Source organism: Scytonema sp. PCC 10023, assembly GCF_963920835.1.
GTDB lineage: Bacteria > Cyanobacteriota > Cyanobacteriia > Cyanobacteriales > Nostocaceae > Kalymmatonema.
The window spans coordinates 72,669-86,286 of sequence record NZ_CAWUDP010000044.1; the positions used below are offsets into that span (position 1 = coordinate 72,669).

At 44.0% G+C, this 13,618-nt stretch carries 12 protein-coding genes and 1 tRNA gene; 6 read left to right on the forward strand and 7 right to left on the reverse strand.

Annotated elements, in window-relative coordinates:
- Positions 1–85: 85 nt before the first annotated feature.
- From ACM0OZ_RS25050 to ACM0OZ_RS25060, 3 genes are all read right to left on the reverse strand, one after another.
- Positions 86–724: a GNAT family N-acetyltransferase gene (locus ACM0OZ_RS25050; protein ID WP_414585535.1), complete on the reverse strand. Its 639-nt coding sequence runs from the start codon at positions 722–724 to the stop codon at positions 86–88.
- 29 nt (positions 725–753) lie between these two features.
- The gene (locus ACM0OZ_RS25055; protein ID WP_414585536.1) at positions 754–1,578 is read right to left on the reverse strand and encodes a PD-(D/E)XK nuclease family protein; all 825 of its coding nucleotides are present in this window, start codon (positions 1,576–1,578) and stop codon (positions 754–756) included.
- Positions 1,579–1,670: 92 nt separating this feature from the next.
- A complete protein-coding gene (locus tag ACM0OZ_RS25060) occupies positions 1,671–1,979 on the reverse strand; it encodes a hypothetical protein (protein WP_414585537.1) in 309 nt (102 codons plus the stop codon).
- A 98-nt stretch (positions 1,980–2,077) separates the two neighbouring features.
- Here ACM0OZ_RS25060 and ACM0OZ_RS25065 point away from each other — a divergent pair, with 98 nt between their 5' ends.
- A complete protein-coding gene (locus tag ACM0OZ_RS25065; protein ID WP_414585538.1) occupies positions 2,078–5,749 on the forward strand; it encodes an NB-ARC domain-containing protein in 3,672 nt (1,223 codons plus the stop codon).
- 149 nt (positions 5,750–5,898) lie between these two features.
- Here ACM0OZ_RS25065 and tnpA read toward each other — a convergent pair whose 3' ends face one another.
- Entirely contained in the window at positions 5,899–6,300 is a 402-nt protein-coding gene (gene tnpA, locus ACM0OZ_RS25070; protein WP_414585539.1) for an IS200/IS605 family transposase, read from the reverse strand.
- A 112-nt stretch (positions 6,301–6,412) separates the two neighbouring features.
- On the opposite strand from tnpA, the gene ACM0OZ_RS25075 reads away from it, so the two are divergent.
- Entirely contained in the window at positions 6,413–7,714 is a 1,302-nt protein-coding gene (locus tag ACM0OZ_RS25075; RefSeq protein ID WP_414585550.1) for an RNA-guided endonuclease InsQ/TnpB family protein, read from the forward strand.
- Here the strand turns inward: ACM0OZ_RS25075 and ACM0OZ_RS25080 are convergent.
- Together ACM0OZ_RS25080 and ACM0OZ_RS25085 are read right to left on the reverse strand one after the other, a co-directional pair.
- On the reverse strand, positions 7,677–7,988 hold the full coding sequence (locus ACM0OZ_RS25080; protein ID WP_414585540.1) for a FitA-like ribbon-helix-helix domain-containing protein: 312 nt from the start codon (positions 7,986–7,988) through the stop codon (positions 7,677–7,679). The genes ACM0OZ_RS25075 and ACM0OZ_RS25080 overlap by 38 nt on opposite strands.
- A 47-nt stretch (positions 7,989–8,035) precedes the next feature.
- Positions 8,036–8,109: transfer RNA gene (locus tag ACM0OZ_RS25085), tRNA-Pro, on the reverse strand.
- Between the two features lie 130 nt (positions 8,110–8,239).
- Here ACM0OZ_RS25085 and lipA point away from each other — a divergent pair.
- From lipA to ACM0OZ_RS25105, 4 genes are all read left to right on the forward strand, one after another.
- Positions 8,240–9,127, forward strand: coding sequence for a lipoyl synthase (lipA, locus tag ACM0OZ_RS25090; RefSeq protein ID WP_414585541.1), 888 nt, complete (start codon positions 8,240–8,242; stop codon positions 9,125–9,127).
- Positions 9,128–9,251: 124 nt separating this feature from the next.
- A complete protein-coding gene (locus ACM0OZ_RS25095) occupies positions 9,252–10,172 on the forward strand; it encodes an NAD(P)H-dependent glycerol-3-phosphate dehydrogenase (protein WP_414585542.1) in 921 nt (306 codons plus the stop codon).
- 520 nt (positions 10,173–10,692) lie between these two features.
- Positions 10,693–11,940, forward strand: coding sequence for an RNA polymerase sigma factor SigC (gene sigC / locus ACM0OZ_RS25100; RefSeq protein WP_414585543.1), 1,248 nt, complete (start codon positions 10,693–10,695; stop codon positions 11,938–11,940).
- Between the two features lie 356 nt (positions 11,941–12,296).
- Positions 12,297–12,752 carry a Fur family transcriptional regulator gene (locus ACM0OZ_RS25105; RefSeq protein ID WP_096566494.1) on the forward strand — a complete coding sequence of 152 codons (456 nt, stop codon included), beginning with the start codon at positions 12,297–12,299 and terminating at the stop codon, positions 12,750–12,752.
- 126 nt (positions 12,753–12,878) lie between these two features.
- Here the strand turns inward: ACM0OZ_RS25105 and ACM0OZ_RS25110 are convergent.
- On the reverse strand, positions 12,879–13,618 hold a 740-nt coding region (locus tag ACM0OZ_RS25110; RefSeq protein WP_414585544.1), incomplete at its 5' end, for a peptidoglycan-binding domain-containing protein.

The following is a 13,618-nucleotide window of genomic DNA, read 5'->3' on the forward strand; positions in this document are numbered from 1 at the left end:
CACCTGCGTACCCTACGGGAAGCCACCCTCCGGCGTCTACATCAGCGGTTCCAAATACTAAATTATGATTTTGGCAGTAAGTTGATTAAACCGGCGCTTGTTCTTCCGAGGAGTGATCACTCACCAAAGTATTTAGGGCGACTTCACTAACAACTCCATCCGACTTGTTGCGTGGTCGCATTGCAGGACGAGAACGCTTGTAACCCGCCCTTTCAGCTTTTTGGTGTTCGTATTCAATCAGTCTGCCATAGTAGTCGTGTCTGCTTAAATTCATCGACAAGAAAACATGCTGGCGAACATTACCAAAACCCTTACGGTTGAAAAACTTTACGGCGGGAACATTTGCTGGATCAGTGTCTACCAGCATGAAACGCGCCCCATCTTCAATCATGCGTCCAATGACCTTATCAACCAGCTTGTCTCCCACACCGCAACGCTGAAATTTAGGACTGACTCCTAACCAGAGAATGTATCCGTAAGTCCAGGTTGCTTTGGTAATAATAGTTCCTAATATGAATCCTGCTAGTTGCTCATCAACTTCTGCAACAAGACAGTATTCTGGATCAGTGTTGTAAAGCCCTATCACCTCCCACTCGTCCCAGCAACGATATAAATAGGGGTATAAATCGCTCGTAAATAACTCTTCCCCCAAGTGATAGACAGGGGCTATGTCATCTATTCCTAATTCGCGGACATAAACCGCTTCAGTATCATCAAATTGCATAAAATTATAAGCAAGAAGTTATCTGCAATTTACAGCATCACTTCTTGAATGCTAGCTAGATTCAGTAGGTTCGTGTCTACCGCTGTCGGAGAGTTTGCGGTAGATATCTGTTCAGGAGAGGCTTGCAAGCGATCGCACCGCCTTGTATACTGACAGTAATCGCAGGCTTTGCTACCTTCTGGTTCTTGCGGAAATGGTACTCCTTGGTAGTAACGTTCCAGCCAATGTGTTAATTGACTCAGGAGTTGATTCAGTCTCTTTGCTGTTTGCTGGTGCTTAAGAGTGTTGTAACTAAATTTAATACTTTGCGGTTTGCCTTCGGATTGGACAAACCAGTAAGTCATAGAAATATTTTCTGGCAGATAATCGCTGGTTTCAGCTAATACATACAGGTAAAGACGTGTCTGCCAGTTTTGTTCCAACTTGCGTTTATTGGGCGGTTTCGGATAAGTTTTCCAATCCAGAATTTGTGCTTGTTGGTTATCTGCAATCAATAAATCATAGATAACCGTGAGCAAATAGTCTTGAACTTGCAGAGTGCGGTAGTGTTCGCTTTCACGGAAATGGCTACCAGGTGCAGGTGTTAAAATTTCTGGTGCTGCATTGGCGAAAGCTGTCATCCAGCTTTGCAGTTGGGTATCCTCTTGTAGGAAAGTATCAATCGGTAAACCCATTTCTCGCTGTTGCATCAGCAAGTGAAAGCGGCTTCCTAAAGTCTGCCGTTCCTCATGTTCTGGATCTGCGGGAGAATGGAGTTGTTCTAGGTAGGTGTGTTGAAATTGACGGGGACAACGTTCTAAGAGGTTGAGTTGTCCTTGCGAAAGTCGTAATAGTTGTGTTTGAGTTGAAAGCATACTTATATTTTAGAGGCGATCGCTGTTTGCAAGCATCTGCGCTTGGATTGTAAGAATTAGCGATCGCTTGCTTACTAAAGAGGAGACGTGGACTATCTACGGGACTGCTTTGCCTGAGTTATTTTTGGACTGTTGCTGTGGGTTACCTCTATAGAATGCGGCTCTGATTGGTTGTTTATGTACTCAGCGATTTGGACAACCACCCCTATTACTTGAGCAATCGAGGCGATGATTGCAAATGCGGCTACGATACGGTCTAAAATAGGGACTTTATGGTTAGGGTCTTGCTTTTGGGATTTTGCTTTGTGTTGCATATTGCTTGGCTCAATGTTGTTTTGTAACTTCAAAGTGGGTTTACTCAACCCATACCCACATTCTGATTGCCCAAGCCAAGAACCCACAAGTCAGCGAAATCAAGGATTAGTAGTCAAGCCAATAAAACTGAACTTTCCTGAACTTCAGTTTAGAATAGAAAGTAAATTTTTACCTTTTGCCAATCATGGACGCTGAAGAAGCACTGAGGATTGCAGATGACTTAGTTTTTGAGAAGGAAACAAAACGATTGAATGATCTGCAAAGGGCTATATTCAAGGGAGCTTGGCAAGGTAAAAGTTACAAGGAGATTTACAAGGACAAGGACTGCTATAACCGCTGTGATTTTGACCACATTCAGCGAAATGTTGCCCCTGAGTTATGGAAGCTCCTTTCCAAGGTGTTAGGTGAAAAAGTTACTAAAAATACTCTTCAGGGTGTACTGGAGCGAACTGGGAACCAGCAATTGCAGGCAATCCAACCCTCACAACCTCTAGTTAGGGAAGAATATAAAGTAATAACCGCTACTAGCCGTCAAGATTGGGGTGAAGCACCTAGTATCCATAGTGTCTTCTACGGACGGAAAATAGAACTGTCTACGCTGAAGCAGTGGATTGTCAAGGATAACTGCCTACTAGTGGCACTATTGGGTATGGGAGGAATCGGCAAAACAACTTTGTCTGTGAAGCTGGCAGACGAGGTTAAAAATAAGTTTGAGTACTTTATTTGGCGAAGTCTCCGCAATGCCCCACCTATCGAAGAGATGCTGGCGAATCTGATCCGATTTTTGTCTAATGAGCAGGAAAGTGATTTACCGGAAAACGTAAACGATAGAATTACGCTACTGATTAATTATTTACACAAGCACCGGAACCTTTTAGTACTAGATAATGCTGAAACGATTTTGCAAGCCGGGGAACGCGCTGGGGAATATAGAGAAGGATATGAAGGTTATGGTGAGTTATTAAGACGAGTAGGAGAAGAACGTCATCAAAGCTGTTTGGTACTAACCTCTCGCGAAAAACCGAAAGAATTTGCACTTTTGGAGGCAAAAGGCTCACCCGTCAGGTCGCTTCCATTAGATGGCTTGAAACCAACAGAAGCACAAGAAATTTTCAAGGATAAAGGCTTGACTGGGTTGGAGGGAGAATGGAAAGAGCTAGTTAACAAATATTCAGGCAATCCCTTGGCATTAAAGTTAGTCTCTGAGTCAATTCGAGAGTTCTTTGGCGGAGATATTGCTACCTTTCTAAATGAAGGAGAGATCATTTTAGGTGACACTCGAAATTTATTAGATCAGCAGTTTGAGCGTTTGTCAGAATTAGAAAGAGAAATTATGTACTGGCTAGCAATTAAGCGTGATCCAGTTTCGCTTTTAGATTTGCTAGATGTTATTGTGCGTCCATTGCCAAAAAGGAAATTACTGGAGGCTCTACTGGAGGCTCTAGAATCGCTGCGACGGCGTTCTTTAATTGAGAAAAGTGCAGCACTTTTTACGCTCCAGCCAGTGGTTATGGAGTACATAATTGACCTACTCGTTGAACAAGTTTGTCAAGAAATAATCACTGGTGAACTAGCATTATTCATGAGTCATGCTTTGATTGAAGCAACTGCAAAAGATTATATTAGGAATACTCAAATCGAGATCATACTAAAGCCAATTACAGATAGGTTAATAACTGTTTTTAGAAATTCGGAAAATCTTAAAGACAAGCTAACTCAAATTTTAGCGAAACTGCAAAAAACATCTCCACCAGAAGCAGGGTATGCAGGTGGAAATGTTTTGAACACGCTTTGTCATATCCAAGCTAGTTTAAATAATTATGACTTTTCTAATCTGAGTATTTGGCAAGCCTATTTACAAGGGGTAAATTTGCAGAATGCCAATTTCACCAATGCCAATTTATCTAAATCTATTTTTTCGGAAAAATTGGTTGGTATTTCATCGGTAGCATTTAGCCCTAACGGAAAACTTTTAGCTACAGGTGGTGTTGATGGTAAAACTCACTTATGGCAAGTCGCACATGGTAGATTGTTTTTGACCTTGGAACATATCAGTCCAGTACGGTCGGTCGCCTTTAGTCCTGATGGTCAAACTCTGGCGATTGGCAGTGATGACCGAACAGTAAAGTTATGGGATGTTCGTGACGGTAGGTGCTTCAAAACCTTGCAAGGAGAGCAAGGACACACCAATCGGGTATGGTCAGTTGCCTTCAGTCCCAATGGTCAAACTCTAGCCAGTAGTAGTGACGACAAAACAGTAAAGTTATGGGATGTTCGTGATGGTAAATGTCTTAAAACCTTAGAAGGGCATACCGATTGGGTATGGTCAGTCGCCTTCAGTGCCGATGGTCAAACTCTGGCTAGTGGTAGTGATGACCAAACAATAAAGTTATGGGATGTTCGTGATGGGAGTTGCCTAAAAACCTTACAAGGGCATACCAGTCGGGTATGGTCAGTCGCCTTCAGTCCCGATGGTCAAACTCTGGCTAGCGGTAGTGAAGACCAAACAGTGAAGTTATGGGATGTTCGTGACGGTAAGTACCTCAAAACCTTGCAAGGACACACCAATTGGGTATGGTCAGTTGCCTTCAGTCCCGATGGTCAAACTTTGGCTAGTGGCAGTGATGACCAAACAGTGAAGTTATGGGATGTTCGTAACGGTAGGTGCTTCAAAACCTTGCCAGGACATAGCAATCGAGTAAGGTCAGTTGCCTTCAGTCCCGACGGTCGAACTCTGGCTAGTGGCACTGAAAACCAAACAGTGAAGTTATGGGATATTCGTGATGATAAGTGTCTTAAAACCTTGCAAGGGTATACCAGTCGGGTATGGTCAGTCGCCTTCAGTCCCGATGGTCAAACTTTGGCTAGTGGCAGTGATGACCAAACAGTGAAGTTATGGGATATTCGTGACGGTAAGTGCCTCAAAACTTTGCAAGGGCATACCAGTCGGGTATGGTCAGTTGCTTTCAGTCCTGATGGTCAAACTCTGGCTAGTAGTAGTGACGACCGAACAGTCAAATTATGGGATGTTCGTGACGGTAGGTGCTTCAATACCTTGAAAGGACATAGCAATTGGGTACGGTCAGTCGCCTTCAGTCCCTTTCGAGAAGAGTTATTGAAGGAGTTTGGTCAAATTCTTGCGACTGCCAGTGAAGACCAAACAGTCAAATTATGGGATGTTCGTGATGGTAAGTGTCTTAACACCTTGGAAGGGCATACCAGTCCGGTACGGTCAGTCGCCTTCAGTCCCAATGGTCAAACTCTGGCTAGCGGTAGTGAAGACCAAACAGTGAAGTTATGGGATGTTCGTAACGGTAATTGCCTCAAAACCTTGGAAGGACACACCAATTGGGTATGGTCAGTTGCTTTCAGTCCCGTTCGCGCAGCGTCTGCGAAGGAGATTGGTCAAACTCTGGCTAGTGCCAGTGATGACCAAACAGTAAAGTTATGGGATGTTCGTGACGCTACGTGCTTCAATACCTTGAAACAAGATAGGAAAGGACATAGCTATCGAGTAAGGTCAGTCGCCTTCAGTCCCGACGGTCGAACTCTGGCTAGTGGCACTGAAAACGAAACAGTGAACTTATGGGATATTCGTGATGGTAAATGTCTTAACACCTTGGAAGGGCATACCAGTCGGGTATGGTCAGTCGCCTTCAGTCCTGATGGTCAAACTCTCGCCAGTGGTAGTGAAGATGAGACGATCAAACTTTGGGATGTCAAAACAGGTGAGTGCTTAAAAACTTTAATAATTCCAAAACTTTACGAAGGTATGAATATTACTGGAGTTATGGGTTTAACGGAAGCTCAGAAAGCGACGCTCAAAGCTTTGGGCGCAGTGGAAGATGGGGGATGAGGTAGTTAGCACAATTTGTCCGCTTGCTACTCTCATAAGACTTCGCGGGATGCGGGAAACTCAGTCACTTGAGTGCTGAGAGGGAAGCGACACGTTCGCGCAGCGTCTCCGCAGGAGAAACGACTTTAGTCGCCGTGGTATTTTCTATATTATCCGTGATGTGGGTCTTCAATGTAACGTCTCACCGCCTCACTACTGACATTCCCTGCGGTACTTACAAAATAACTACTAGTCCAAAGTGACGGCAGTTTTTTTAGTTGTGGAAACTCTTTACGCAAGTAATAGCTAGAACGACCTTTGAAGGACTTAATCACAAGATGCGGGGTATCTGTCGGTTTAACGCTAACAAATAAATGTATATGGTCTGGGGCTACTTCTAAAGCTAAAATATCCCACCCTTTCTCTATAGCCAGTTCTGCAAAAATCTGTCTAATCCTTGTCGCTATCTCCCCTACCAAAACTTTTTTTCTACGCTTCGGAATCCATACAAAATGGTAGTTAACCAAGAATTTGACATGGTTGTGAGTTTTGTAGTCTTCCTGAGTTAGCATAACTTTTCTGTTGTTCTCTCTCTACCTATTGACACTGTCACTCTAGTCGATTAGCATGGGGAAGTCAACAAAATCCTGGGAGGTCGAACCAGTGGCTAAAACAAAGAAAACAATGGGAGTTCAGCAAGTTTTGCTAACTCCTGACAATGAAACCAAAGCGTTATTAGAGTATCTGTGTCAACAGTCTGGTAAGCTGTATAACAATGGTGTTTATTTCGCACGTCAAACCTTTTTTAAAACTGGGAAGCTGCTAACTCGAAAGTTTGATTTAGCTTTTGAACCAACAGTTGCAAAGACAATGGTTGCTCAGTCTTTGCCATCAACGCCGATGCAACAAACACTAATGTCTGTGACTGAAGCGTTTAAATCTTTCAAAGAATTGAAGGAGAAGTACCTTAAAGGTCAATTACACTTTAAGCCAAAACCGCCGAATTATCTTAAAGGTTCAAAATTGTTCAAAGTTGCCTACCCCAATTCTGGAGGGCAGAAACCAACATTTATCAATGGTCAACTTAGATTCTCTTTAGGTTTAACAGTAAACAGATGGTTTGGTATCTCTGAATTCTTTCTTTTAATGCCTTCAAATATTGACTATTCAAAAGTTAAAGAGTTTACCATCCTTCCAAAAAATGGTGCTTTCTACCTTGAAATGTCTTACGAGATAGAAAAACAAAAGCATCAGCTAGATGTTAATCAAGCTCTATCTATTGACCTTGGTACTGCTGATAACCTTGCGGCTTGTGTCGATACCTTGGGTAATTCTTTATTAGTTGATGCTCGTGCAATGAAAGCAATGAATCAACTATGGAATAAAAAAGTATCGACACGCAAAGAAGGTAAGTCGGAAGCTTACTGGGATAACTGGTTAGACCGCGCAACTCGTAAGCGCAACCATCAAATGAGAGATGGAATTAACAAAGCCGCAAAACTGATTATTGACCATTGCGTGAAACACGGCATTGGAACACTAGTAATTGGCTGGAACGAGGGTTTTAAGGCTAATGCCAATATGGGTAGACTGAACAACCAAAAATTTGTTCAAATGCCTTTAGGTAAACTCAAAGACCGATTAAAACAACTGTGTGATTTGCACAGTATTAGATTTCAAGAAACCGAAGAATCTTACACCTCAAAAGCAAGTTATCTAGATGGAGACTCCCTACCCAAGTATGGCGAAAAGCCAGAAGGCTGGAAAGCATCAGGTAAAAGAATTGAGCGTGGATTGTATCGGTCTGCTAATGGTTCAGTTGTTAATGCTGACCTGAACGGTGCAGCGAATATTCTCAGAAAAGTAGCCAGCAATCTAAGCATAGACTTAGGCTTACTGGGTAGACGGTCTTTGACAACCGTAGCGAGAGTTAGACTTTGGGCGCTACCTAAATGTACTCTGTCCGCAGAATCTCAGTGTCTTTAGACCTGAGAGTGTCAATCCAGTTCCGTTCTTGCGGTTCGCCCTGTGGATACCTTACCAAAGGTTCATCCTCGAAACATCCAGCAGTCCTGTCAAAAAAACCAGGACTCCATCCCAATTCTTCCGGCGTTTTGCTAGCTTTAGGCGTTTCAGCTTGAACTGCTGCCTCTAGAATGCTTTTTAACTCAGTTTGTAGCGATCGCCCGTGTTTCTTCGCCAGCGTCTCTAACTTCTCAAGCACTACAGGATCTAAATCTTGGATAAGAACTTCAGCCATCGCTCTTACCTCCCCGACACATAATTTGTCGCTGTCCAAATAAAAAATCGGGATGACTGGATTCGAACCAGCGGCCCCTTCGTCCCGAACGAAGTGCGCTACCAAGCTGCGCCACATCCCGGCACAATTATTCCAATATATAAACAATATCACGAACAGTGATGAATCGGAAAGTAGTTTGCATATTTATCCACCAATTGATGAAGCTTGCTACCATTTACTATGTACAAATAAAGTGGTAGAAGCGGATTGTGACTGTTAAACCAGACTGGTTGCGGGTAAAAGCGCCTCAGTGGGAGCGTGTTGGTAACGTTAAAGAAATTTTGCGGGATTTAGCCCTCAATACGGTTTGTGAGGAAGCGTCCTGTCCAAATATTGGTGAGTGCTTCAACGCTGGTACAGCCACATTTTTAATTATGGGACCAGCTTGCACCCGTGCCTGTCCCTACTGCGATATTGACTTTGAGAAAAAACCCAAACCTCTAGACCCCACAGAACCAGCACGACTGGCAGAAGCGGTACGCCGCATGAAACTGAATCATGTGGTGATTACCTCTGTGAACCGAGATGACTTGCCAGATGGTGGGGCTTTGCAGTTTGTCAAATGTATTGAAGCTATTCGCACTATCTCACCCCAAACCACTATTGAGGTTCTCATTCCTGACTTGTGCGGTAACTGGGAAGCGCTAAAGTTGATTCTCCAAGCACAACCAGAAGTTCTCAACCATAATACAGAAACGGTTCCTCGTTTGTATCGGCGGGTGCGTCCGCAGGGGAACTATGAGCGATCGCTCGAATTATTGCAGCGCTCTCGCCAAATTGCTCCTTCGGTATACACCAAATCCGGTATTATGGTGGGACTCGGCGAAACTGATGAGGAAGTCCGCCAGGTTATGCGGGATTTGCGAGTTGTGGATTGCGATATTTTGACGATTGGGCAATACCTCCAACCCAGTCAAAAACACCTCAAGATAAATGATTTTATCACCCCAGAGCAATTTGCTGCTTGGAGAAGCTTTGGTGAAGAACTAGGATTTTTACAAGTTGTCTCCTCTCCATTGACAAGAAGCTCATATCATGCTGAGCAAGTGAGGCAATTGATGGAGCGTTACCCCCGGAGTGAGGGAGTGAGGGAGTGAGGGAGATGAGGGAGATGAGGGAGATGAGGGAGATGAGGGAGAAACTAACGACAAATGACTAATGACTAATGACTAATGACTAATAACTAATGACTAATAACTAATGACTAATGACTAATGACTAATGACTAATTCAAAATTGGTCACAATTCTTGGTGCAGGTGCTTGGGGGACGGCTCTTGCTAGTCTGGCGATCGCAAATGGTCATCAAGTGCGCGTGTGGTCGCGTCAGAGTTCGCAAACGCTGGCGGAGGTCATACAAGGTGCCGATATTGTCCTTTCGGCTGTGTCGATGAAAGGCGTAAGAGCTATAGCTACCCAAATACAGTCTTTACCCGTTTCTGAAGAAACTATTTTTGTAACGGCGACGAAGGGCTTAGACCCAGAAACGACTTGTACGCCGTCACATATTTGGCAAGAAGCTTTACCAACCCATGCTGTGGTTGTTCTCTCTGGTCCCAATTTATCTAAAGAAATAGAACAGGAATTACCAGCAGCAACGGTTGTTGCTAGCAGTGTCGCCACTGCGGCTGAGTTTGTGCAAGTGGTGTTTTCTTCGGATCGCTTTCGGGTTTACAGCAATTTTGACCCCTTGGGAGTGGAACTGGGGGGGACACTGAAGAATGTGATGGCGATCGCCGCTGGTGTATGTGATGGTTTGCAGTTGGGAACCAACGCTAAAGCTGCTTTAGTCACCCGTGGGCTGACAGAAATGGTTCGCATCGGTGTGCATTGGGGTGCGAAGATGGAAACATTTTACGGTTTGTCCGGCTTGGGCGATTTGTTAGCAACTTGTAACAGTCCCTTGAGTCGCAATTACCAAGTTGGCTACCAGTTGGCTGGTGGTAAAACACTAGCAGAAATTCTCGCCCATTTAGAAGGAACTGCTGAGGGAGTTAATACGACTCAGGTTTTAGTACAGCGAGCTCAGCAGCAAAACATTCCTATGCCAATTACCGAACAAGTTTATCGTTTACTTCAGGGTGAAATCACACCCCGACAAGGGCTTTTAGAACTGATGCTGCGAGATAAGAAGCCGGAGTAGGGGAGCAAATCAATTCAAAATTCGCTCATTCATAAGGTACCGCATAAGGAGTCTCTTCCTCCCTCACTCCCTCACTCCCTCACTCCCTTACTCCCTCATCTTTCCTACACCTCACCGCAGAACTAACCATTTTTGAAGGAAAATTAGTAAATCTTCAGGAAAGTACCTAGACAGCGATGTAGATATGACTATCCATATAAAAACAGGACTTTTCACTGATATATGATTATACTTTGCTTCCTAAGCGACAGTCAAAATATGTAAAGGTTCAAATCTTTATTAAGTCATTTGCAATTTAACGCCCAGTAGGGAATTTGAATAGCTATTGGTTCATGGGAAAGCTACTGCAACCGAGCCTTCGGAGGCACTGTGTTAACAAAAACCAGTAAAGGTTTTTTGAAAAAAAAACCTAAAGGTCACCCTCTACCGTGTTAGTTCTTGAAGAATCACGGGAACAATAGCAACAGTTGATTAGCTGAACGTCATCTATTGTTACCTGGAGCCATTGAGACGAATTTTTATGCCAGCAACATCTTTTTACGCAGATGCCGCTTACAATAGCAAACAGTCCCAGCAGGTCTTTGACCCGGAACTCACAATTGATGAAAGTGAGTTGCCGTCTTATGAACTGGAAGAACTGGAGATAGCTTCTGTTGACCCTGCAAGCTTAGCTACACCTAACCGACGCAGCACAGATTTAGTACGTCTATACCTTCAGGAAATTGGTCGCGTTCGGTTATTAGGACGGGATGAAGAAGTTGCAGAAGCTCAAAAAGTCCAGCGCTACTTGCGGATGCGGATAGTTCTGTCTGACGCCGCTGAGCAAGGAGATCAAGTCGTTGCACCATATCTGAGGCTGATTGAAACTCAAGAGCGTTTGGCATCCGCCTTAGGACATCGTCCTTCTCTTGAACGGTGGGCTCGTACTGCTGGTGTACAGGTGTTCGAGCTTAAGCAGATCATAGGACAAGGCAAACGGCGTTGGGCTGAAATTGCCAAGATCACTGTGGAAGAACTGGAGAAAATTCAAAGCAGTGGACTCCAGGCAAAAGAACACATGATTAAGGCTAATCTTCGCCTCGTTGTCTCTGTTGCTAAGAAGTATCAAAATCGCGGTTTGGAATTATTGGATTTAGTCCAAGAAGGAACTCTTGGTTTGGAACGAGCTGTTGAGAAGTTTGACCCTACCAAAGGTTATCGCTTCAGTACTTACGCTTACTGGTGGATTCGTCAAGGAATCACACGGGCGATCGCAACTTCTAGCCGTACTATCCGCCTCCCTGTTCACATTACAGAAAAGCTGAACAAAATCAAAAAAGCTCAGCGGAAAATTGCCCAAGAAAAAGGTCGTACCCCAACTTTAGAAGACCTTGCTCAAGAGCTAGACATGACACCTGCACAAGTGCGGGAAGTTCTTTTGCGGGTACCTCGTTCCGTTTCTTTGGAAACAAAAGTTGGTAAGGACAAAGACACAGAGTTAGGAGAATTACTCGAAACCGATAACATCACGCCAGAGCAAACGCTCATGCGAGAATCTTTACAAAGAGACTTGCACAATCTTCTGGCAGATTTAACGAGCCGTGAGCGCGATGTCATTCTGATGCGGTTTGGTTTGGCTGATGGTCATCCTTACTCATTGGCAGAAATTGGACGCGCTCTTGATTTATCACGGGAACGGGTACGGCAAATTGAGTCCAAAGCGTTGCAGAAGCTGCGCCAACCCAAGCGGCGCAATCTCATCCGCGACTACTTGGAGTCTTTGAGCTAGTTAGTCGATAGTCAATAGTCAATTGTTACCAGTCAAGAAAATTATACATTCTTAACATAAGAGCAAAATACCTGTTCTCAAAGACTTTTAACTTTGGACTGTTGACTAACTTGATCCCCGTTCCCAAAACTTCGCAGCTTCCTTATGGCAAGTTATTTTCATCTAATTGCAGGGAGCTTCGCTAGCCCTTTTCCACGACTTCTATCAGGGCGGGGATCCTACTTTTTTGCGTGGTCATGGTTTTACCATCTACCTTTAAACATTTAGCAATTATTCTCAATACGCTTGGATTATTGCAAATTAGTCCAAACTTTTGCTATATTCGCAACTAATGGGCTTTGTTGAGAAAAATTAGTATGACAGTGTACACAGCAGCCTCACTCAAGGCAGAACTTAATGAACGTGGTTGGCGTTTAACACCCCAGCGCGAGGTTATTTTACACATTTTTCAAGAACTTCCGCAAGGAGAACACCTCAGTGCTGAAGACCTTTACGAAAGGCTAGAAACCGAAAACGAGGGAATTAGCCTATCGACTATTTATCGCACTCTCAAGTTGATGGCGCGGATGGGAATCTTGCGAGAGTTGGAACTGGGAGAAGGACATAAGCATTATGAACTCAATCAACCCTACCCCCACCACCACCATCACCTGATTTGTGTCAGGTGCAACACCACAATCGAGTTCAAAAACGACTCGATTTTAAAAATTGGAGCGAAAACTGCTCAAAAAGAAGGTTTTCAACTGCTCGATTGTCAGTTGACAATTCATGCTGTTTGTCCTAAGTGCCAAAGGGCACTCATGCCACTCTAGCACTTAGGTTTTAAAATTTTGGAAAGCTTTTGCTTGAAAGACTTTGGGAAATACTAGCGGTCAACTTACTCTCATGGGAGGTAAACAAACTGTTAGGTATCGATGGTAGCTACACCTGAGCGGATGCTAATAGCGTCCGCTTCTGACATCACTCAGACTGATACCGTAGAATTGTTGGGCTTGTCTAATAGCTTGTTTTGTTTCATTTCCCATCACACCGTTAAGAGAACCCTTGTAGAAGCCCCGATCCCGTAATCGTCTTTGAATCTCCAAAACACTGAAATCACTATTGGAACCAGTATTGACTAAGCTGTACAATTTGGCTCGGGTCGTTGGACCAGCAATACCGCTTGCTGCGAGGTAATTATCTTCTTGGAAGCGCCGTACAGCATCTGCGGTATTAGGACCGAAGTAAGCGTTTGGCTCTCCTTGTAAATATCCTGCTTTAATTAATTGTTCTTGAAGAACTCTCACAGCCTCACCACGGTCTCCTAAGCGGAGTTTGTCTCCAGCAATACGTGGTTTACTGGATGCATCATCTCCATAACCGAGACCAAGGGCTGGTAATTTTGCTAGCGTTGCTGATCCGACGACTCCATCAGGAGCTAAGTTGTAAGCATCTTGGAACCGCTTAACAGCCTCTTCAGTAATAGGACCGTATATCCCTGTTGAGTTACCAGTGAAAAATCCTGCTATTCGCAATCGTTCTTGCAGAATTCTGACATCTTCACCTTCATCTCCTTTTTGGAGAACGTTAGAACTGCGACGCTTGCTAGCTACTGAATTTTCAGTACTGGTTCTTCTGGCTTGAGAATTTTCAGTACTGGTTCTTCTGGCTTGAGAATTTTCAGTACTGGTTCTTCTGG

Coding starts and splice junctions, on each gene's coding strand:
- ACM0OZ_RS25065 (WP_414585538.1), top strand. CDS start 2,078: ATGGACGCTGAAGAAGCACTGAGGATTGCAGATGACTTAGTTTTTGAG.
- tnpA (WP_414585539.1), bottom strand. CDS start 6,300: ATGCTAACTCAGGAAGACTACAAAACTCACAACCATGTCAAATTCTTG.
- ACM0OZ_RS25050 (WP_414585535.1), bottom strand. CDS start 724: ATGCAATTTGATGATACTGAAGCGGTTTATGTCCGCGAATTAGGAATA.
- ACM0OZ_RS25095 (WP_414585542.1), top strand. CDS start 9,252: ATGACTAATTCAAAATTGGTCACAATTCTTGGTGCAGGTGCTTGGGGG.
- ACM0OZ_RS25105 (WP_096566494.1), top strand. CDS start 12,297: ATGACAGTGTACACAGCAGCCTCACTCAAGGCAGAACTTAATGAACGT.
- sigC (WP_414585543.1), top strand. CDS start 10,693: ATGCCAGCAACATCTTTTTACGCAGATGCCGCTTACAATAGCAAACAG.
- ACM0OZ_RS25080 (WP_414585540.1), bottom strand. CDS start 7,988: ATGGCTGAAGTTCTTATCCAAGATTTAGATCCTGTAGTGCTTGAGAAG.
- ACM0OZ_RS25075 (WP_414585550.1), top strand. CDS start 6,413: ATGGGAGTTCAGCAAGTTTTGCTAACTCCTGACAATGAAACCAAAGCG.
- ACM0OZ_RS25055 (WP_414585536.1), bottom strand. CDS start 1,578: ATGCTTTCAACTCAAACACAACTATTACGACTTTCGCAAGGACAACTC.